At 69.8% G+C, this 19,663-nt stretch carries 20 protein-coding genes and 1 pseudogene; 18 read left to right on the top strand and 3 right to left on the bottom strand.

The genetic code is table 11. The annotated features are described in order from the left end of the window. The 18 genes from A5711_RS00780 to A5711_RS00865 all read left to right on the top strand — a co-directional run. A partial coding sequence (locus A5711_RS00780; protein WP_197520126.1) for a nickel-dependent hydrogenase large subunit occupies positions 1 to 817 on the top strand: 817 nt, incomplete at its 5' end. Positions 818 to 821: 4 nt separating this feature from the next. Beyond that, complete coding sequence (locus A5711_RS00785) at positions 822 to 1,724, top strand: NifU family protein (RefSeq protein ID WP_067943123.1); 903 nt, start codon at positions 822 to 824, stop codon at positions 1,722 to 1,724. After that, positions 1,721 to 2,347: a DUF5947 family protein gene (locus A5711_RS00790; RefSeq protein WP_067943125.1), complete on the top strand. Its 627-nt coding sequence runs from the start codon at positions 1,721 to 1,723 to the stop codon at positions 2,345 to 2,347. Before A5711_RS00785 ends, A5711_RS00790 begins: the two co-directional genes overlap by 4 nt. Further along, entirely contained in the window at positions 2,344 to 2,991 is a 648-nt protein-coding gene (locus A5711_RS00795) for a DUF6084 family protein (RefSeq protein WP_067943127.1), read from the top strand. Before A5711_RS00790 ends, A5711_RS00795 begins: the two co-directional genes overlap by 4 nt. Next, positions 2,988 to 4,313, top strand: coding sequence for a hypothetical protein (locus A5711_RS00800; RefSeq protein ID WP_067943129.1), 1,326 nt, complete (start codon positions 2,988 to 2,990; stop codon positions 4,311 to 4,313). The genes A5711_RS00795 and A5711_RS00800 overlap by 4 nt, the downstream gene beginning before the upstream one ends. Before the next feature lie 144 nt (positions 4,314 to 4,457). Beyond that, on the top strand, positions 4,458 to 4,967 hold the full coding sequence (locus A5711_RS00805; protein ID WP_067943131.1) for a hydrogenase maturation protease: 510 nt from the start codon (positions 4,458 to 4,460) through the stop codon (positions 4,965 to 4,967). Next, positions 4,958 to 5,215, top strand: coding sequence for a HypC/HybG/HupF family hydrogenase formation chaperone (locus A5711_RS00810; RefSeq protein WP_067943133.1), 258 nt, complete (start codon positions 4,958 to 4,960; stop codon positions 5,213 to 5,215). The genes A5711_RS00805 and A5711_RS00810 overlap by 10 nt, the downstream gene beginning before the upstream one ends. 1 nt (position 5,216) lies before the next feature. After that, positions 5,217 to 7,571, top strand: coding sequence for a carbamoyltransferase HypF (gene hypF / locus A5711_RS00815; RefSeq protein ID WP_067943135.1), 2,355 nt, complete (start codon positions 5,217 to 5,219; stop codon positions 7,569 to 7,571). Positions 7,572 to 7,574: 3 nt separating this feature from the next. After that, positions 7,575 to 8,297 carry a HypC/HybG/HupF family hydrogenase formation chaperone gene (locus A5711_RS00820; RefSeq protein ID WP_067943137.1) on the top strand — a complete coding sequence of 241 codons (723 nt, stop codon included), beginning with the start codon at positions 7,575 to 7,577 and terminating at the stop codon, positions 8,295 to 8,297. Further along, entirely contained in the window at positions 8,290 to 8,958 is a 669-nt protein-coding gene (locus tag A5711_RS00825) for an SIS domain-containing protein (protein WP_067943139.1), read from the top strand. The genes A5711_RS00820 and A5711_RS00825 overlap by 8 nt, the downstream gene beginning before the upstream one ends. Beyond that, positions 8,955 to 10,067 carry a hydrogenase expression/formation protein HypE gene (gene hypE, locus A5711_RS00830; RefSeq protein ID WP_067943141.1) on the top strand — a complete coding sequence of 371 codons (1,113 nt, stop codon included), beginning with the start codon at positions 8,955 to 8,957 and terminating at the stop codon, positions 10,065 to 10,067. The genes A5711_RS00825 and hypE overlap by 4 nt, the downstream gene beginning before the upstream one ends. 11 nt (positions 10,068 to 10,078) lie before the next feature. Further along, complete coding sequence (locus A5711_RS00835) at positions 10,079 to 10,351, top strand: HypC/HybG/HupF family hydrogenase formation chaperone (protein ID WP_067943180.1); 273 nt, start codon at positions 10,079 to 10,081, stop codon at positions 10,349 to 10,351. A 12-nt stretch (positions 10,352 to 10,363) separates the two neighbouring features. Next, a complete protein-coding gene (hypD, locus tag A5711_RS00840) occupies positions 10,364 to 11,494 on the top strand; it encodes a hydrogenase formation protein HypD (protein WP_067943143.1) in 1,131 nt (376 codons plus the stop codon). Beyond that, a complete protein-coding gene (locus A5711_RS00845) occupies positions 11,491 to 12,276 on the top strand; it encodes a DUF6390 family protein (protein WP_255398140.1) in 786 nt (261 codons plus the stop codon). The genes hypD and A5711_RS00845 overlap by 4 nt, the downstream gene beginning before the upstream one ends. An 83-nt stretch (positions 12,277 to 12,359) precedes the next feature. After that, positions 12,360 to 13,499: an alkaline phosphatase family protein gene (locus A5711_RS00850; RefSeq protein ID WP_067943149.1), complete on the top strand. Its 1,140-nt coding sequence runs from the start codon at positions 12,360 to 12,362 to the stop codon at positions 13,497 to 13,499. Positions 13,500 to 13,684: 185 nt separating this feature from the next. Next, positions 13,685 to 14,068 (top strand): hypothetical protein, encoded by a 384-nt coding sequence (locus tag A5711_RS00855; RefSeq protein ID WP_156673173.1) that lies wholly within the window; start codon positions 13,685 to 13,687, stop codon positions 14,066 to 14,068. 188 nt (positions 14,069 to 14,256) lie between these two features. Then, entirely contained in the window at positions 14,257 to 15,156 is a 900-nt protein-coding gene (locus A5711_RS00860) for a PPE family protein (RefSeq protein WP_067943155.1), read from the top strand. Between the two features lie 559 nt (positions 15,157 to 15,715). Beyond that, positions 15,716 to 16,606: a PPE family protein gene (locus tag A5711_RS00865; protein WP_067943158.1), complete on the top strand. Its 891-nt coding sequence runs from the start codon at positions 15,716 to 15,718 to the stop codon at positions 16,604 to 16,606. Between the two features lie 8 nt (positions 16,607 to 16,614). Here the strand turns inward: A5711_RS00865 and A5711_RS00870 are convergent. The 3 genes and pseudogenes from A5711_RS00870 to A5711_RS00880 form a co-directional block, all read right to left on the bottom strand. Then, positions 16,615 to 17,542 (bottom strand): annotated as a pseudogene (locus A5711_RS00870) (gamma-glutamyl-gamma-aminobutyrate hydrolase family protein). Further along, on the bottom strand, positions 17,439 to 17,999 hold the full coding sequence (locus A5711_RS00875; RefSeq protein WP_197500933.1) for an alpha/beta hydrolase: 561 nt from the start codon (positions 17,997 to 17,999) through the stop codon (positions 17,439 to 17,441). The pseudogene A5711_RS00870 and the gene A5711_RS00875 overlap by 104 nt, the downstream one beginning before the upstream one ends. Positions 18,000 to 18,143: 144 nt before the next feature. Continuing rightward, complete coding sequence (locus tag A5711_RS00880) at positions 18,144 to 19,655, bottom strand: cobyric acid synthase (protein WP_067943163.1); 1,512 nt, start codon at positions 19,653 to 19,655, stop codon at positions 18,144 to 18,146. Positions 19,656 to 19,663: the final 8 nt, after the last annotated feature.

A 19,663-nucleotide genomic window follows, 5' to 3' on the forward strand; every position in this document is an offset into this window, starting at 1 on the left:
CTGGACCGAGCAGGAGATGTTCGTCAAGACCGATCCCCTGGGCAACGCGGTGGACCGGCGCCACCCGTGGAACCAGCACACCAACCCGCACCCGCAGAAGCGGGACATGGACGGCGGCAAGTACAGCTGGGTGATGTCGCCGCGCTGGTTCGACGGCAAGGACCACCTGGCGCTGGACACCGGCGGCGGCCCGCTGGCCCGGCTGTGGTCGACCGCGCTGGCCGGCCTGGTCGACATCGGCTACGTCAAGGCGACCGGCAACAGCGTCAAGATCAACCTGCCCAAGACCGCGCTCAAGGGCCCGGTCGAGTTCGAGTGGAAGGTGCCCAAATACGGCAGCAACACCATCGAGCGGGACCGGGCGCGCACCTACTTCCAGGCCTACGCGGCGGCGTGCGCGCTGTACTTCGCCGAGAAGGCGTTGACCGAGATCCGCGCCGGCCGCACCAAGACGTGGGAGCGCTTCGAGGTGCCCGACGAAGCCATCGGATGCGGGTTCACCGAGGCGGTGCGCGGCGTGCTCAGCCACCACCTGGTGATCCGGGACGGCAAGATCGCCAACTACCACCCCTACCCGCCCACCCCGTGGAACGCCAACCCGCGCGACAGCTACGGCACGCCCGGGCCGTACGAGGACGCGGTGCAGGGTCAACCGATCTTCGAGGAGAACAGCCGGGAGAACTTCAAGGGCATCGACGTCATGCGCACGGTGCGCAGCTTCGATCCGTGCCTGCCCTGTGGCGTGCACATGTATCTGGGCAAGGGCAAGACGCTGGAGAGACTGCACACGCCAACTCAGTCACCCGTCGGGGAGTGAGGAGATGGTGGATCGCCCGGAAACCCTTGACGACAGTGCGGCGCGTTGGCGCACGGCGGGCGATCGGATCCAGACCCTGCTGGATTCCTGCGCGGCGGGTGGGCCGGCTGCGCAGGAACGCGCGAGGGAGTTGGTCCGTGAAGTGGTCGGACTCTACGGGGCCGGGCTGGAACGGATCATGCTACTGGCCCAAGAGGGCCCTCGGGACGGACCAGGCCCCGGCCTGGCCGAGCGGCTGGCCACCGACGACCTGGTGGCCAGCCTGCTCCTGGTCCACGGCCTGCACCCCCACGACGTGCACCGTAGGGTGGCCGACGCGCTCGACCGGGTGCGGCCGTACCTGGGCTCGCACGGCGGTGACGTCGACCTGATCGGAGTCGACGGCGATACCGTGCGCCTCGCATTCACCGGCAGCTGCAAGAGCTGTCCGTCATCGGCGGTGACGCTGGAATTGGCGGTCCAGGACGCGGTGCGCGCCGCCGCGCCCGAGGTCTCGTCGATCGAGGTGCTGACCGCCGAATCCGCGCCCGACCCGGCCGTGATACCCGCCGAATCGCTGCTGGCCCATCTGCATTCGACCGGCTCGACCTGGCACCCGGTACCGGAACTGGCCGAGCTGCAGCCCGGCGAGGTAGCGGGATTCCTGGTGTCGGACACCCCGCTGTTGGTGTGCAGGGTCGGCGACCTGCCGCTGGCCTACCACGACCACTGCCCGGTGTGTGACGGCTCGTTGGCGGGTGCACGACTGCGCGAGACGCTGCTGGGCTGCCCGCGCTGCGGCACACAGTTCGACGTCGTGCATGCGGGCGCCGGTCCCGATGGCGCTCACCTCGAGCCGCTCCCCCTGCTGCGTCGCGATGGGGTGCCATCGGTAGCGCTGGCCGAACCGATGGGCGCCCCGGCATGACGACCCCGTACGAGGTCCTGACTCGCATCCGCAGCAATCGCGCGGCCCCCGAACCGGCCGGGGAGCGCTGTGAGATGTGCTCGGAATCGATCGCCGACGCACACCAGCACGTGGTGAACGTGGCCGACCGCCAGCTCATGTGCGTATGCCGCGCCTGCTATCTGCTGTTCACCGACTCCCGGGCGGAACTCCGCTACCGCGCGGTGCCCGACCGGTATCTGTCATTCCCGGGCTTCGCGCTGGATCGCCGCGCCTGGGAGGCGCTGCAGATCCCGGTGGGTGTCGCCTTCTTCTTCAGGAACTCCGCACTCGGGCGCACCGTCGCCTTCTATCCCGGACCGGCCGGCGCTTGCGAATCCGAACTCGCGCTGGATGTTTGGGACGCGCTCAGCGGCGCCGACGCCCGGGTGCGCCTGCTGGCCGACGACGTCGAGGCGCTGTTGGTCCGGGTCCCCGAATCCGGCGCGCCGCAAAGCTATCTCGTCCCCATCGACGCCTGCTACGAATTCGTCGGGCGGCTGCGCATGCTGTGGCGTGGGTTCGACGGAGGGCAGGAGGCGCGCGAGTTCATCGACGGCTTCTTCTCGCACCTCGAAGCGCGCGCTGTGAGAACACCGCCATGATGGACGTCGACTTCTCGGTCCTGGACGTGGCGCCGGAGCCGTACACCGTCAGCCCGGTGCTGACGGCGCGGGTCGCCGTGGACACCGGTGGTGGCGCGGTCGACCCGGTGCACGCGATCGCCCTGCGCTGCCAGGTCCGCATCGAGCCGCTGCGACGCTCGTACTCCGACGCCGAAGCCGACGGGTTGCTGGACCTGTTCGGGCCGCGCGAACGGTGGGCGAGCACCCAGCGCACCTTCCTCTGGCAGCACTGCACCGCGATGGTGCAGGGTTTCGCCGGCAACACGACCGTGGCGCTGCCGTTGGATTGCACCTACGATTTCGAAGTTGCCGCCGCCAAATATCTGCATGCGTTGCGCGACGGTGCGCTACCGCTCCAATTCCTCTTCAGCGGAACGATTTTCGTCAAATCCGAACGCGGATTTTCCGTCCAGCAAGTTCCGTGGAACTGTGAATGCCGCTACGACATGCCGGTCACGGTGTGGCGGCAGCTGATGGCCCAGCACTACCCCAACGCCGGCTGGCTGCGGCTGAGCCACGAAACCATCACCGCCCTGGCCACCTACAAGTCGGCGCACGGGCTGCTCGACCTCGACCACGCGATCACCTCACTGCTGGACGCGGACCGGGAGACGGCGCAATGACGGCCGACTGGGACCGGGCCCGCGCCGTCGCCGACGCGGTGCTTTACGAGGGCTATCTGCTCTACCCGTACCGCGGCACCTCGACCAAGAACCAATCACGCTGGCAGTTCGGCGTTCTGGGCCCGCCGGGGGCCGCGCAGGCCGGACTGGGCGAGGACGACACCCTGGCAGCACAGTTTCTGGCCGACGGCGCCGGGGAGCTGACCCTGATGGTGCGGTTCCTGCAGTTGCAGCACCGCCGGGCCGAGCGCGAAGTCTCCCCCGGGGAATACGAGCCCGTCGACGAGCTCGCCACCCCGGGCGGGTCGTGGCTGACCTGGGACGAAGCGGTCGAATGCGAAAGGTCCTTCGGCCCTGTCGCCCTCGACGGCGGGCCATGGACACTGTCGGTGACGGCGGACGCGGGCACCGACATCGAATTTCTCGATGGCGGGCGCCTGGTGCGGCAACGACGGGAGGTACGTGGCGTGCTCACGGTCGCCAGCGAGGCGGACGGCGACCTGTGCCGGGTGTCGGTGCGGGTCAGCAACATCGGCGACGGTGCAGCGGACAAGAACGACGCGATCGCGCGGTCCATGATCGGAACACACGTCATCGCCGAACTCGCAGGCGGGCAGTTCGTTTCGCTGCTCGAGCCGCCGCCCGCGGCCGTCGATGCGGCATCCCGGTGCAGCCAGCACCGCTGCTTTCCGGTGCTGGCCGGCCCGCCCGGCGGCCGCGACCTGCTGTTGATCTCGCCGATCATCCTCTACGACCACCCGGAGGTCGCCGAGCAGAGCGATACCGCCCTGTATGACTGCACCGAGATCGACGAGATCCTGACCCTGCGCGTGATGACCATGACGGACGAGGAGAAGGCGCAGGCCCGGGCCACCGATCCACGGGCGGCGCGGATCATCGACCAATGTGACGCCATGTCTCCCGACGCGATGGCTCGCCTGCACGGCGTGCTGCGTGATCCGCACGCGATCTCGGGGCTGGTCCCGGAGATCCCTGACGGGGTCGATTGGTGGGATCCGCTGGCCGATAACGCCGTACGCCCGGAAATCGATGCGGTGCTGGTGAACGGGGTCCGCGTAGCGCGCGGCAGCCGGGTCCGGTTGCGGCCGAGGCGCAACGCCGACGCGCAGGACATTTTCGTCGCGGGCAAGACCGCCCGCGTCACCTCGGTGCACGAGGACGTCGACGGCACCAAGCACGTCGCGGTCGTCGTCGAGGACGACCCGGCCGCCGACCTGCATGACTGGTACGGCCGCTACCTGTACTTCTCCCCCGACGAAATCGAGCCTCTGGAAGCTCAACGCAGCCCGGCAAACTCGTGAAAGGAGTCCGAGATGGAGATCCTGGGTTGGATATTCATCGCGATCATCGCGTTGGTGGTGGCGATCGGAGTGGTGCTTGGGGTGACATCCCTGCCCGATGCCCGCCGCTACCTGAAACTGAGGCGGATGTAACCGGCTGCTGAAATGACAGCGCGCATCCTGGTAGCGGGCATCGGCAACATCTTCCTGGGTGACGACGGATTCGGATCAGAGGTGATCCGCACCGCCGAGATCCCGCAGGACGGTGCGAGCGTCCGCGTCACCGACTACGGCATCCGCGGGATGCACCTCGCCTACGACCTGCTCGAGGACTGGGACACCCTGGTGCTCGTCGACGCGGTCCCCAGCCGCGGCAATCCCGGCACGTTGCACGTCTTCCAGGCCGATCATGAAGCAGATTCCACCGCAATGGGTTTCGACGGCCACAGCATGGATCCGGCTGCGGTGTTCGCCAGCCTGCGGGCGCTGGGCGGCGATCCGCCCTACACGGTCGTCGTCGGGTGCGAGGCCGGCAGCGTCGAGGAGGGCATCGGCCTCACCGAGCCGGTGGCCCAGGCGGTTCCGCGGGCCGCGCGGGCCGTCGAGGAGATTGTCGCGGCGTTGCGGGCGCACTCGGCCGCAACCAGCCGAGAAAGCACTGAGCCATGTGTTTAGGGATCCCCGGCCAAGTGATCCGGATGCTGGACGGCTTCGAAGGGCAGCTGGCCCTGGTCGACGTCACCGGCGAACAGCGCAGGGTCAACGTCGGCATGCTGCCGGAGGAGACGTTCGCGCCCGGCGACTGGATAATCATCCACATGGGCTTCGCCGTCGAGAAGACGGACCGCGCGGGCGCCGAACAGGCGCTGGCGGGTCTGGAGCTGATGGGCCGGGGCCGCACGGACTTTCCGGAGGTCGGCTGAGATGACCTCGTCCCCCCTGCTGCTGCGGCACCGCGACGTTCGGCAGCGCTTCACCGTGACCGGTGTCGTGCAGGGGGTGGGCTTCCGGCCCTTCGTCCATCGCATCGCGACCGAACTCGGCCTGTCCGGCTTCGTCGGCAACGATTCGGGCGCGGTGTTCCTCGAGGTGCAGGGCGAGCCCGCACGCCTGGCTGAATTCGGCCGCCGCCTCCGTGCCGAGGCGCCACCGCTGGCCCGGATCAGCGACGTCACGGTGAGCGAGCTCGCCGCCGACGCCGGCGCCGGCCGCGGGTTCCGGATCGTGGCCAGCCGGGACGTCCGCGGCGAGGCGACGCCGATTCCGCCCGACATCGCCACGTGCGGCGACTGCGTCGCCGAACTCTTCGACCACCGTGACCGGCGCTACCGCCACCCCTTCATCACCTGCACCAACTGCGGGCCGCGGTTCACCATCGTTCGCGAGCTGCCCTACGACCGCCCGGCCACCACCATGTCCGGGTTCACCATGTGTGCGCGCTGCGCCGCCGAATACCACGACCCGGCGGACCGCCGCTTCCACGCGCAGCCGATCGCCTGCCCCGAATGCGGGCCGTCCCTGTCGTTCCGGTCGGCGGGCGGACGCGTCGACGGGTCGGACGCGGCGCTGGCGGCCGCCCAACGCGCGCTGGCCGCCGGTGCGGTGGTGGCCATCAAGGGCGTCGGCGGCTACCACTTGGCCTGCGCCGTCAGCGATGAGGCGGCGGTCACCGCGCTGCGGGCGCGAAAGGCGCGCGGCGCCAAGCCGTTTGCCATGCTGGTCCGTGATCTGGAGATCGCTCGCCGCTACGCCCACGTCGACGACGACGAGGCCGCCGTGCTGCTGGGTCCCGCCCGTCCGATCGTGCTGTTGAGGCGCCGATCCCCGAACGACATCGCGCCGATCGCCGACGCCGTGGCTCCGGGCAGCCCGCTGCTGGGACTGATGCTGCCGTACTCCCCCATCCATCACCTGCTGCTGGCGCGCGTGCCCCGCGCCGCCGACCCGCCCCCCGCCGCGCTGGTGCTCACCAGCGCCAACCGATCCGACGAACCCATCTGTTTCACCGATGACGATGCCAGACAACGACTTCCGGCACTCTGTGATGCGGTCCTCGACCACGACCGCCCGATCCACGTGCCGTGCGACGACTCGGTGGTGCGGGTGTTGAAGGACGAGGGCGTCGGGTGCGAACTGCCGATCCGGCGGTCCCGCGGGTATGCACCGCTGCCGGTCGACTTGAATGTCGAGTGCCCGGCGGTGCTGGCCGTCGGCGGGGAATTGAAGAACACCTTCTGCCTCACCGACGGCTCGCGCGCCTACCTGTCCGGGCACATCGGCGACATGGGCACCTGGGAGACGCTGCGCGCGTTCGAGCGGGCGGTGCACCAACTCAGCGAGATACGTGGTGAGCCGGCGCGTTTGGCCGCCGACCTGCACCCCGGGTATCACACCCGAAGCTGGGCGGAGCGCCGGGCGGACGGTCGACCGCTGGACCTCGTCCAGCACCACCACGCGCACGTGGTGTCGCTGCTGGCCGAGCACGGGCGCATCGGCGAACCCGTCGTCGGGGTCTGCTTCGACGGCACGGGTTACGGGTGCGACCAGACCATCTGGGGCGGGGAGATTCTCCAGCTCGGCCGCGACAGCCAGCGATTCGTCCGGGCCGGCCACCTCTCGGCGGTACCACTGCCCGGCGGTGATGCGGCCGTCCGCAACCCGTGGCGGATGGCGCTGTCGCAGTTGTGGTCGGCAGGCATCGACTGGACACCCGACCTGGCCCCCGTCGTGGCCGCGACGCCGGACGAATTGCGCCTGACCCGTTCGCAATTGGAGACGGGAACCGGATGTGTGCCCTGTTCGAGCATGGGCCGCCTGTTCGACGCGGTCGCCTCGCTGCTGGGCGTGCGGCACCGCATCGACTACGAAGGCCAGGCCGCCATCGAGCTGGAGGCGCTGGCGGAATCGGCGGGTACCCAGACCAGGCCGTCGCTGCCGCTCGCGGTCGGCGCCGACGGGGTGATCGACCCCGCCCCCATGGTGCAGACGTTGGTGTCGGCGCTGTACAGCGGCACGCGACCCGCGCTGCTGGCCGCTGCTTTTCACGACGCCGTCGCGGACGCCGTCGTCAAGGTGGTCGGTCAGGTGGCCGGCGCCACCCGGTTGGTCGGCCTCACCGGTGGGGTATTCCAGAACGTGTTGTTGCGAAGAGCGTGTCGTCAGCGGTTGCAGCTGGCGGGATTCGAGGTGCTGACCCACCACATCGTTCCGCCCAACGACGGCGGGCTCGCCCTCGGGCAGGCCGTGATCGCCATGCTGACGGCGCGGGAGGAGGGCTGACAAATGACCACCACAGCCATCGATCGCGGGCTGGGCGCCGAATTGGCCGACGACCTCGCCGCCACCGCCTTCACGCTCGCCAAGCGCTTCGCGGCGGGCGCCACCATGTGGTCCATCGCGCCGTCGTGGGAGCCGCACGCGCTGCACATCGCGGTCGAGTTCGTGCACCCGGTGATCATGGGCAAACGGGCGCTGCCCGCGGTGGCGCTGACCGGACCCGACCTGGTGGACCTGGTGCGAGTGTCCGTGCGGCCGGGCGACATCGTGGTCGCGGTTTCGGGAGCCGACGACGCGCAGGTCCGCTCGGTGATGCGGCGCTCGCCGGCGTGGGGCGCCACCACGATCTGGATCGGCAGCGGCGAACGCCCCGGCGCGGGCATGGCCGACCACGTGCTGTGGCTCGACGACCCCGATCCGCGGGTGCCCGCGACGGGTGGCTTTGTGCTGTTCTATCACCTGCTGTGGGAACTGACCCACGTGTGCTTCGAGCACCCCGGCCTGCTCAAACCCGAGTGCGCCGAATCGGTTTGCGTCACCTGCAGCGACGAGGGGCGTCCCGGCGAGGCGGTGACGGCGTCGGTCGACGGGCACGCCACGGTGCGCACCGCGCGCGGCATCGAGAACGTGCTGACCACCCTGATCGACCCCGTCGCCGCCGGGGACTTGATGCTGGTGCACGCCGGCATGGCGATCGCCCGCATAGAGGAGGAGGGCATACATGAGTGACGAGCCCACCAACTTCCTGTATCCGTTCATCGACGCTCAGGAAGACGATCCCGCCTCGCTGCTGGCTGACCTGGCCGCGTCGGCGCAGGCGAAGGCGGCCGAAAGTCTGGCGCTGCGGCGCTCGACGCTGGACGCGAACGCCGCGGTGCTCGATCGGGCCGCCACCGAGATCGCGCGCCGTTTCGCGGCGGGCGGGCGCATGTTCACCTTCGGAAACGGCGGCAGCTGCACCGATTCCACCACCCTGGCGAGGCTGTTCGCCCGGCCGCCGGTCGGCATGCCGTTGCCCGCGTGGCCCTTGACCACCGATCAGGCGATCCTCACCGCGCTGGGCAACGACGTCGGATTCGAGTTGGTGTTCGCCCGGCAGTTGATCGCCCGCGCCAGGGCCGGTGACATCGCGATCGCCATGTCGACCAGCGGCGGTTCGCCTAACCTGCTCGCCGCGCTGGCCGAGGCGCGTCAACGTGGCCTGTACACCATCGGATTCGCCGGCTACGACGGCGGCGCGTTCGCGAACAATCCGAATGTGGATGCCTGCTTCGTCGTTCGTTCGCAGAGCGTGCACCGGATCCAGGAATCGCAAGCGCTGCTGGGCTATCAGCTGTGGCTGAGCGTGCACCAACAGTTGGGCGGCAAGCAAGGCATGGGGGCGGCATGAACAAGTCGGCGGGTGAATACCTTTCGTCGGGGCCACGATTCGCCGAGGGCGAGGTGATCGAGCGCATCGAGTCCTTCCGCAGGCGCCGGCCCCGGTTGCTCGACGACCACGTGACGCTGGCGCACGGCGCTGGCGGCAAGGCGTCGGCGGCGCTGGTGGACGCGGTGTTCGTGGAGGCGTTCCGCAACCCGCTGCTGGAGTCACTCGGTGACAGCGCGGTCCTGACGCTGCCGAGCGGTGAACGCCTTGCGATGTCGACGGATTCGTTTGTGGTGCAGCCCAGGCGCTTCCCGGGCGGCTCCATCGGCGCCCTCGCCGTGCACGGCACGTGCAACGACCTCGCGATGGCCGGTGCCGTGCCGTCGTGGATCTCGGCGGCGTTCGTCCTCGAAGAGGGTTTCCCCATCACCGAATTGAAGGAGATCGTCGCCGACATGGCGGCGGCGGCGGCGAAGGCGGGGGTGCAAATCGTCACCGGTGACACCAAGGTGGTGCCCAAGGGCGCCGCCGACGGCCTGTTCGTGACCACCGCGGGGGCCGGTGTCATTCCCGCGGGACGCACGCTGTCCGCGGCGTCGGTGCGGCCCGGTGACAAGCTGCTGCTGTCGGGCTCGATGGGCGACCACGGCATGGCGGTCATGCTGGCGCGGGGCGACCTGGCCATCGAGGCCGACATCGGTTCCGACACCGCGTCGGTCAGCCCGCTGGTGGAGCTGTTGATTGCGGCCGCGCCGTCCACCCGCTGGCTGCGTGATGCGACGAGGGGCGGGGTGGGCACCGTCTGCAACGAACTGGCCCAGGCCTGCGGCCTCGGGGTGCTGCTCGAAGAGGAACGACTTCCGGTGGCGCCCATGGTGAACGGCGCCTGCGAGCTGCTCGGCATCGACCCGCTCTACGTCGCCAACGAGGGCAAGTTCGTCGCGGTCGTCGCGCCGGAGGAGGCGGCGGCCGGGCTCGAGGCCCTGCGGTCGCATCCCTTGGGCGCCGACGCGGCCGAGGTCGGGGAAATCGTCACCGAACCGGCCGAAAGCGTGGTGCTGCGAACCGGATTCGGCGGAACACGGATCGTCGACATGCTCGTCGGCGACCCCCTGCCGAGGATTTGCTGAAGGAGCTGACCATGTGTTTGGGAATTCCGGGGCGGATCGTCGAGATCACCGATCCCGGTGACTATTTGGCGAAGGTCGACGTCAGCGGCGTGCAGCGCACCATCAGTGTGCGGCTGCTCTCCGACGACATGCCGGAACCCGACGACTGGGTCCTGGTTCACGTCGGGTTCGCGATGGCCAAGATCGACGAGACCGAGGCGTTGCTCACGCTGGCCGCCGTCAAGAAGCTCGGCGACGCCTACGACACCGAGATCCAAGCCTTCGACTCCTCATCGATCGTCTGAGAAAGGACCGTCATGAAATTCGTTGACGAGTTCCGTGATCCGGCCGCGGCCCGCAAGCTTTTGGGCGCCATCGAGCGCTTGGCCGGTGCCGACGGCGAGCAGTTCAAGTTCATGGAAGTGTGTGGCGGACACACGCATACGATCTACCGGCACGGCATCGAGCACCTGCTCCCCGAGAACGTCGAGCTGGTGCACGGCCCCGGCTGCCCGGTCTGCGTGATCCCGATGGGCCGCATCGACGACGCCATGTGGCTGGCCGGCCAACCCGACGTGATCTTCACCTGCTTCGGCGACATGATGCGCGTGCCCGGATCGCACGGCAGCCTGCTGGACGCCAAGGCGCGCGGCGCCGACGTGCGGTTCGTCTACTCCCCGCTGGACGCGCTCAAGATCGCGCTCGACAATCCCGACAAGCACGTGGTGTTCTTCGCCATCGGTTTCGAAACCACCGCACCGTCGACGGCCGTCACCCTGGTCCGGGCGCGCGACCTGAAACTGAGCAATTTCAGCGTGTTCTGCAACCACGTGATGATCGTCCCGCCGATCAAGGCCATCCTCGAGTCGCCGGACCTGCGCCTGTCGGGGTTCATCGGCCCCGGGCACGTGTCCACGGTGGTCGGCAACCGCCCCTACCGGTTCGTGCCGGAGGTGTACCGAAAGCCGTTGGTGGTGGCCGGGTTTGAACCTCTGGACATTCTGGCCGCGGTCGCGATGCTGTTGACTCAGATCCGCGAGGGCCGCTGCGAAGTGGAGAATCAGTACACGCGCGTGGTGCCCGAGCGGGGCAATCCCGCCGCTTTGGCGTTGATGGGCAAGGTTTTTGCGCTGCGGCCCCACTTCGAGTGGCGCGGGCTGGGCTTCATCTCACAAAGCGCGCTGCGGTTGCACGACGACTTTTCGGGATTCGATGCCGAACTGCGGTTCGCGATGCCGGGCGTGCGGGTCGCCGATCCCAAGGCGTGCCAGTGCGGCGAGGTGCTCAAGGGGGTGCTCAAGCCCTGGGAGTGCAAGGTTTTCGGCACGGCGTGCACCCCGGAGACCCCGATCGGCACCTGCATGGTGTCGCCCGAGGGCGCGTGCGCGGCCTACTACAACTTCGGGCGCATGCACCGGGACGCGGTCAAGCTGGTGGGGCGCGCTTGACCGGTGACACCGACGGCCCAGAAATGTTCGCGCGCTACGCGTACGCGCCCAACGCGCTGGGCTATTGCGGTCCCCCGCTTGGAGCCACCCTGCGCGAAGGTTCGGTCGACGAGGTGCGCCGGGCCGCGACGAAGTTCTCCGGGGCGTGGCCGTACCTGCGGGTGCTGTCGAACCTGACCGGGATCGCCGACCCGCTGGATTACCGGCTCGTCGAGTCGTACTGGCTGGGCGGCGGCGTCGGCGCCGACCTGGACCCCCGGGACTTCTTCACCGCGTTGCTGGCGATCATCGGCACGCAGGCGGGCCGCTACTGGTCCCACCTGACGCCGGACCTGGCCGGTGAGGCCGCCGCCAACCACTGTTTTCACGTGTTCGGCGTGTACCCGTGGACGCGGTTCCTGGGCCGGGGTATGGACGAACATCCCCTGAACGTGCTCGACAACTGCCGCATTACCTGGGGAACCGTGCTTTCCCGCGACCGCGACCGGATCGAGGTGCTGCGCCGAACTCTGGTGCTCGACGGCGACGGGATGGCCCTGTCCGAACCGTCGTCCGCTGTGTTCGACGTCTGGGTCGACGGGTACAGCGCGGTGCCGGATGTCGGTGCGGGCGACGAGGTCGCGCTGCACTGGGGGCGGCTGTGTGGCCGTCTGTCACCGCGGCAGGTCCGCGCCCTCGCCGACGCAACCGAGCGTCAACTGCGGGTGACGAGCGAGCGACTGGCGCGCGTCGCGGCGATCACGAGCGCGGCCATGCCGGGCGAAGTGGGTCGCCGCCGTTAGGGTCGGCGGCGATCACGAGCGCGGCCATACCGGGCGAAGTGGGTCGCCGCCATTGGGGACCTGCTCGTGCCAGACTGGCCCCCGTGCCCGGTTCCCTTTGCGATGTGCTGCCCGCCGCCGGTGCGCTGCTCGGCGCGCCGGGCGCCGTCGACAAGTTGGGCCTGACCGATTGGGTCGGCGCCGATCAGGTTGATCGCGTCGCGGTGGTGCTGGTCGACGGCCTGGGCTGGCACCTCCTCGGCGAGCTGGCCGGTAGCGCCCCGCTGCTCGCCTCCGTGTTCGCCGGGCAGACCGGCCACCTCACGGAGCTCACCTGCACCTTTCCGTCGACTACCCCGACCAGCCTGGTGTCGATGGGCACGGGGGCGCAGCCCGGCGAGCACGGGATCCTGGGCTTCACGTTGAACGTGCCGGGCACCGATCGGGTGCTCAACCACATCCTGTGGCGTGACGACCCACCGCACGCCGAGTGGCAGCCCCTACCCACCTGGTTCGGGCGGCTCAACAAGGCCGGCGTGAGCGCGCGCGCCGTCCTGCCGGCCGCGTTCATGGGCAGCGGGCTGACCGAGGCGGCGTACCGCGGCGCCGAGTTCCGCCCGATCCAGCCGACCGACGACAACGCGCGGGCGGTGGCCGACGAGTTGCGCGCGGCGCCGGGCCTGGTCTACGGCTACACCGCGGCCCTGGACACCGCGGCCCACGTGTTCGGCGTCGGATCGTCCCAGTGGCACGAAGCGGCGGCCCAGGTGGACACGCTGCTCACCCGCCTGGTCGAGGCGCTGCCACCGAACGCGGCGCTGCTGGTGACCGCCGACCACGGCGGTTTCAACGTTCCACCGGACGCGCGGGTCGACCTCGACACCGACCCGCGGCTGGCCGCGGGAGTCCGCGTGGTCGCGGGCGAGCCGAGGGTTCGCTACCTGCACACCGAGCCCGGCGCCGCGGCGGATGTGCAGGCGGCCTGGAGCGAGCTGCTCGACGGCCGGGCGCACGTGTACAGCCGCGAGCAGGCGGTGGCCTCCGGGATGTTCGGACCGGTCAGCCCGGCGCACCTGGCGCGCATCGGTGATGTAGTCGTGGTCTGCACCGGCGATGCCGCCGTGCTGGCGACCGGGCACGAGCCGCCGGAAACGGCTCGCCTCATAGGCTTTCACGGTGCGGCGACGCCCGCCGAAACGGCCATCCCGCTGATCGTCTTCAAATCCCCTGCCGCGGCTCACTAGTCGCCGCCGTGCCGCCGCGCGGCCGTTTCCCGGGAGACGCTCACAGCCGAAATTGCGCTATCTTTAAGCCCTTTCAAAGGGAACTCGCCGGCCCACCACCCACCCCGCGCTGCTACGGTGGCAGCACTGTGAGTTTCCGTGGTGCAGGCAGACCTTCGCACAGGCCACGCCGGTCGGCTGTGGCCGTGATTGCTGCACTGTCCCTTTTCGCCGCTGCCTTCGGATTCTGGGCGTTGCAGGTTGCGGCGACGGCCGGCCCACCGCAGCACGTGGCGGTCTCGATTGCGGCCACCGACACCGGGCCACAAATCCGGGACGCCTTCGCACCGCACAGCCATCCCGACTTCGGCTCCACCCTCAACGACGACAAGGCGTTCAAGAGCGCGGGATTGAAGCGTGATCGGCCGACGACCTTCTCGCTGTCGGTGCCGCGCTGGTCGTGGACGCTGTCGTCACTCGCGTCGGCCGCTGGGGCGCAACGGCCCCTCGACGCATGCCCGTCGCGCGCACCCTCGACTTTCCTTGCAGGTCAAGACCTCTTGACCAAGTTTTGCGTGTCCCGGCGCTGATCGGCAATCTGAGCCCCTCGTAGCCATGTCTGGCCGACGCGGCCAACGCCCGTCGGCATGCGCGCAACTCCCGACCCGACGAGGAACGCCGGTCGCTACCTACCCAAGGAAGCCATGTTTGCAGCAAACTCCCCCACGCCCACTGGATTAGCGCCCACCCGCCGCGCCCCTGCCGGGGGCAGATAGCGGTGGACTTCGGCGCGCTACCCCCGGAGCTCAACACCGCACGAATGTATTCCGGCCCCGGCGCCGCGTCACTGCTGAGCGCGGCCACGACGTGGCAGAGGCTGGCCGCCCAGCTCCGCGATGCCGCGACGAAGTACCTCGTTTCCGCGGGGCTGCTGGACGGCCTGCGCGGCCCCGCCGCGGTGCAGATGGGCGACACGACGGCACCGTACGTAGCGTGGCTGCAGGCCACCGCCGCATTGGCGGAGCAAACCGCCGCCCGCGCCGGTGCGGCAGCCGATGCGTATGAGTGGGCGTTGGCCGCGACAGTGCCGCCGCAGACCCTCGTCGCCAACCGGGCATTGCGAAGGTCGCTGGTGATGACCAACCACCTGCGCCAGAACACCCCGGCGATCGCGTTGGCGGAGGCACACTACGACCAGCTGTGGGCGCAGAACGCCGCCGCCATGTACGCCTACGCCACTGCCGCTGCGGCCGCCACGACCGTGACGCCCTTTATGTCGCCGCCTGCCGCCGACGGTGACGAGGTGGTATCGGCTGGCGCGGAACTAGTTTCGATGCTGCCTGCGGCGCTCGACGGGCTATCCTCGGCATCTTGCCGGCGATTCCGCACGGCTGTGCTGTCGATGTCATCGCCGTTGTCCAAGCTGAGTTCCCTGCGCACCGGTTTCGCCCGGGAAGCCAGCATCCCCCTCGCGGTGGCCATCGGTGTTGCGGCGTCGAAGGCGCGCACGACCAATCGCGCGGCGGTGCTGGTGGGTTTCGGACGCGCGATCTCGATCGGCGGGTTGTCGGCGCCGCCGGCCTGGCTGCCTGCCGCGGAACCGCATGCGGCGGACAAGCGACCGGCTGAACCCCTGCGCCGCATGGGCGGACAGCCGCGAACCCACACCGGACTTTGATCGTTTTCACAGCTCGCTGGGCTTGTCGCCCAAGGCTCGTGTTGTAGGTTCGGGCCACTGTGACAGTCGGCGACACCCGTGGAACTCGACGATTGCGGTCAATCATCGCAGTCGTCGCGGTGCTCGGTGTGTTCTGCGCGGTGACCGTGGGTTGGGCATCGCGTGGGAGCGCGGTCTCCGGACTCGCCCGGGTGAGTGCCGCGCACTTACAAGCGCACGATCCGGGCCCCGCCGCCCCGGGCTCCTCGCCGACACATCACAAGACCACCAAGACCGCGTGGATGACGCGGGATCGGCCGCCGATCTGGGCCCGCTCATCGCCGCCATCGATCGGGTCGCCGTTACCGACTTCGTTTGCGGCCGCGGTATTTCGGCTGCCCCGCGCACCATCGCGTGCGCCCGGGGCGGTTCCGACCGACCGAAATCTGTTGACGCTGCTCTGCGTCGCTCGTCGCTGAGGGCTCCTTGGCAGGCAGGCCTGTAACCCCCGGGCCTACGTCCCAACAGAAGAGTCCCCTTCGAACCGCGGCCCCACCGCCGTCGTTAGGCAGAGATAGCGATGAACGTCACGATGCTCCCGCCCGAAATCATTTCCGGACAACTGCATGCCGGCCCCGGCTCGGGACCGATGGCCGAAGCCGCGACGGCCTGGGCCCGCCTGGCCACCCGGCTGCACACCGCGGTCGCGGACTACCGGGCGGTTACCTCGAAGCTGCTGGCCAGCTGGGAGGGCCCCGCCGGCGCGCCCGAAGCCGCCGCGTCCTACCTCGACTGGCTCAACGCCACCGCGATACGCGCCGAGCAGGCGGCCGCCCAGGCCGCCGCTGCGGCCGGCGCACACGAAAGGGCGTTAGCGGCAACGGTGCCGCCGTCGTCGATCGACGCCAACCGGGCGCGGCGCACATCGCTGATCATGGCGAACTCCCTGGGTCTGGTGACCCCGGCGATCGCCGCCGCCGAGGCCGACTACGAACGGATGTGGGCACAGGACGCCGCCGCCATGTATGCCTACGCCGCGGCATCGGCCGACGCCGCAACCATCGTGCCGTTCACGTTGCCGCCCGGCAGCGCGAGCCACGGCACGTGGGCGCTGGACTCGGGGCCGGAGGTCGTATCGGCGGGGCGGCAGCTGATCGCAGCCGCGCCCGGCGCGCTGCGGGCGCTGTCCCTGTCGCCGCTGGCCACGTTCGACGTCTCCCTCGCGTCGGCGACCTGCCCGCTGTCGAAACTGAGCTCACTCACCGCGCCCTCGGGCGTCGCGATCGGCTATCTGAATTCGCTCAACAAGGCGGCGGCGTTGCGCTGCCTGGCGCCCGACCATCGTGGCGTTCGCGGCGGGACGATCACCGCGCGGGCCGGCGGCGCCACGTCGGTCGGGCCGTTGTCGGTACCGCGGGTCTGGGCGACCGCCGCGGCACCGATGGCCGTCTACCGCGGAACGGTCGCGTAGCGCTCGGGTCAGTCCGCGCGCCCGGCATACGACCGCGCGGCGTCCACGATCGCGGTGAAGAGGCGCAAGTCGTCCAGGGACTGTTCCGGATGCCATTGCACCGCAAGCACAAAACGGTCCCCGGGCAACTCCAGCGCCTCGACGACGCCGTCGGCATCCCAGGCGCTGACCATCAGCCCCTCACCGACTTTGTCGATCGCCTGATGGTGGTAGCACGGAGCATCGGTGGTCTCCCCCACCAGCGCGGCCAGCCGGCTGCCCGCGGCGGTGCGCACCGCCATCCTGTTGAACCGCGTTGCCCGCCCGATGACCGTCGTGCCCGAGAACCTCCGGCAGGTGCTGATGCAGCGTGCCGCCCAGCGCCACGTTGAGCACCTGCGCACCGCGGCAGATGCCCAGCACCGGCAGTCCCCGGTCCAGCGCGCCGCGCAACAACGCGAATTCCCAGGCGTCGCGGGCGGCGCGCGGCTGATCGGTGGCCGGATGCGGTTGTTGGCCATAGGCGGCGGGATCCACGTCGTAGCCGCCCGTGATCACCAGCGCGTGCAGACCGTCGAGCACCGGGCCGACCGTCTCCGGTTCCGCCGGTTGCGGCGGCAGCAACACCGCGGCCCCGCCGGCCATCACGACACCCTGGAAGTAATCGGCGGGCAGATAACCCGCCGGCACGTCCCAGATGCCGGTCCGCACCCGCTCCAGGTACGAGGTCAGGCCCACCACCGGGCGCCCAGAGACGTTCACCACCACGCATCCTATCCCCGGCGGTGCCGCCAGCGGCCACGAGCCGCCGCAAACCGCTTGCGCGAGTTGCTGTTCGGCGAAGCCGCCCGGACTACCAGGTACTGGTGCGCAACACGATCTCGGCGGCCAACTGTGCCGTCGACTCCTGCACCGTCCGCCGGCCCAAATGCACCACGCGGTACTCGGCGTAGACATACTGCTGGCTGGCGCGCGCCACCGCCCGCGCGGCCGGGGAACTGACCAGAACCGTGGTGCCGATCTCCACCGGCGGGCAGTGGCCGTCTCGAACCGCGCCGTCGCGATCGGCCGCGCGGGGATGGCCGCGATCGATCACCACCAGGCCGACGAACCGGCCCAGCTTCGTCGCGGCGAGCTCCCAGGCCAGGTCGCCGCCGGCGCGGTCGCCCACCACCACGGCCCACCCGATACCCAGTGCGTCGAGGATGCCGACCACCGACTTGGGGGTCAGGCGGGGGTCGAGACCGATGACGACCGTCCGAAGCGACGCGGTGTGCAGCCGTTCGCAGACCGCGTCGTACGCGGCGGGGATGCGCTCCTCGTCACCCAGGATGACGACCACGACGCCCTGTTCCGGACCAGCCACGGCTACCGGGACGGGGAACCCGTCGAGCGTCGTCATCATTGAGGGCATCTACGCACGCTACAACCGACCGGCCCGCACGCGCGACGATTTCTCCACATCCCTGCGTTCAGCGGCCATCCCCTCGGGGGTACGCCACGCGTTTTGCGTCGCCGTCAATTTCGACATCCACACTTGGACAAAATCGTGAAGCCCCTACGGCCACAACCGAGTTGCGATGTGTGGTCGGTGGGGCGGCGGACCGTCGAGCAGGCCGAGGACGGCGTCGGTGTCGAGGTGCGCGGCGAGCAGATCGGCGATCACGTCGATCTGGGCATCACGCATCGCGGCGACGTTGGTGTCGGCGACGAGGAACCCGTCGCGGCCCGCCGCGGCCGCGACGCCGGTGAGCCACGCGCGGCGGAAGTCGTCGTTGTCGAGCAGGCCGTGCCAGTGGGTGCCGAACACCGCGCCGCGCACCAGGCCGTGCGGTTGGCAGTCGCGCCCGCCCTCGACGCCGAACCAGACGTCCTCCGCGCAGCGCGACACCCGGCCGTGATGGATCTCGTATCCGGCGAGCGGCGGCGGCCAGCGGCGCAGGACCTTGGTATCGCCGAAGGCGATGTCGGCGTCGAACAGCCCCAGTCCGGCCACTTCGCCCAGCCCCGATTCCACCGGGTCGTCGATGCGCCGGCACAGCATCTGAAAGCCGCCGCAGATCCCGAGCAGCGGCTTTCCGGCCGCGGCGTGGGCGGTGATCGCCTCGGCCAGGCCGTGATCGCGCAGCCAGGTCAGGTCGGCGACGGTGGATTTGCTGCCGGGAATCACGATCAGGTCGGTGTCGGCCAGGTCGGCGGCGTCGGCGCTCCAGCGCACCGTGACGCCCGGCTCACACGCCAGCGCCTCCACGTCGGTGGAGTTGGAGATCCGGGGCAGCCGGATCGCGGCCACCCGCAGCCACTCGCTCCCGCGCGGCGGTTGCGGGGTGCCGACGACGCGGCCGGCGACCACCGACAGCGAGTCCTCGGCGTCCAGCCAGAGTTCGTCGGCATAGGGCAGTACCCCGTAGGTCGGGCGGCCGGTCATCGCGTGCAATTGCCGCAATCCAGGCTCCAGCAGTGCGGGGTCGCCGCGGAATTTGTTGACGACGAAGCCGGCGATCAGTGCTTGGTCGTCGGGCTCGAGCACCGCGACCGTTCCGAACAGATGGGCGAGCAGGCCGCCGCGGTCGATGTCTCCGACCAGGATCACCGGCAGGTTCGCCGCCCGGGCCAGGCCCATGTTCGCCAAATCCGTGGCACGCAGGTTGATTTCGGCCGGCGAGCCGGCCCCCTCGCAGATGACGGCGTCGAAATCATCGCGCAGGCAAGATAATTCGTCCGCGACGATCCCGGCGAGGCGGTCGCGATGCCGCACATAGCTTGCCGCCGTGACCGAATCCGCGACCTGGCCGCGAATCACCAATTGCGACGTCCGGTCACTGCCCGGTTTGAGCAGGATCGGATTGAACCGCACGCTGGGCTGAAGTCCCGCCGCGCGCGCCTGGAGCGCCTGGGCCCGGCCGATCTCGCCGCCTTCGACGGTGACCACGGAATTGTTGGACATGTTCTGCGCCTTGAACGGCGCCACCCGGACGCCGCGGCGCGCCAGCAACCGGCACAGGCCCGCGACCACCACCGATTTCCCGGCGTCGGAGCTGGTGCCGGCGACCAGCAGCGCCCCGCTCACGGATTCAA

Origin of the sequence: Mycobacterium sp. E2238, from assembly GCF_001672665.1 — a bacterium.
Taxonomy (GTDB): Bacteria; Actinomycetota; Actinomycetes; order Mycobacteriales; family Mycobacteriaceae; genus Mycobacterium.

Bases quoted from the DNA above. Each gene is read 5' to 3' on its own strand.
- A5711_RS00785 (WP_067943123.1), top strand. From the start codon at position 822: ATGGTGGATCGCCCGGAAACCCTTGACGACAGTGCGGCGCGTTGGCGC.
- A5711_RS00790 (WP_067943125.1), top strand. From the start codon at position 1,721: ATGACGACCCCGTACGAGGTCCTGACTCGCATCCGCAGCAATCGCGCG.
- A5711_RS00795 (WP_067943127.1), top strand. From the start codon at position 2,344: ATGATGGACGTCGACTTCTCGGTCCTGGACGTGGCGCCGGAGCCGTAC.
- A5711_RS00800 (WP_067943129.1), top strand. From the start codon at position 2,988: ATGACGGCCGACTGGGACCGGGCCCGCGCCGTCGCCGACGCGGTGCTT.
- A5711_RS00805 (WP_067943131.1), top strand. From the start codon at position 4,458: ATGACAGCGCGCATCCTGGTAGCGGGCATCGGCAACATCTTCCTGGGT.
- A5711_RS00810 (WP_067943133.1), top strand. From the start codon at position 4,958: ATGTGTTTAGGGATCCCCGGCCAAGTGATCCGGATGCTGGACGGCTTC.
- hypF (WP_067943135.1), top strand. From the start codon at position 5,217: ATGACCTCGTCCCCCCTGCTGCTGCGGCACCGCGACGTTCGGCAGCGC.
- A5711_RS00820 (WP_067943137.1), top strand. From the start codon at position 7,575: ATGACCACCACAGCCATCGATCGCGGGCTGGGCGCCGAATTGGCCGAC.
- A5711_RS00825 (WP_067943139.1), top strand. From the start codon at position 8,290: ATGAGTGACGAGCCCACCAACTTCCTGTATCCGTTCATCGACGCTCAG.
- hypE (WP_067943141.1), top strand. From the start codon at position 8,955: ATGAACAAGTCGGCGGGTGAATACCTTTCGTCGGGGCCACGATTCGCC.
- A5711_RS00835 (WP_067943180.1), top strand. From the start codon at position 10,079: ATGTGTTTGGGAATTCCGGGGCGGATCGTCGAGATCACCGATCCCGGT.
- hypD (WP_067943143.1), top strand. From the start codon at position 10,364: ATGAAATTCGTTGACGAGTTCCGTGATCCGGCCGCGGCCCGCAAGCTT.
- A5711_RS00865 (WP_067943158.1), top strand. From the start codon at position 15,716: ATGAACGTCACGATGCTCCCGCCCGAAATCATTTCCGGACAACTGCAT.
- A5711_RS00875 (WP_197500933.1), bottom strand. From the start codon at position 17,999: ATGCCCTCAATGATGACGACGCTCGACGGGTTCCCCGTCCCGGTAGCC.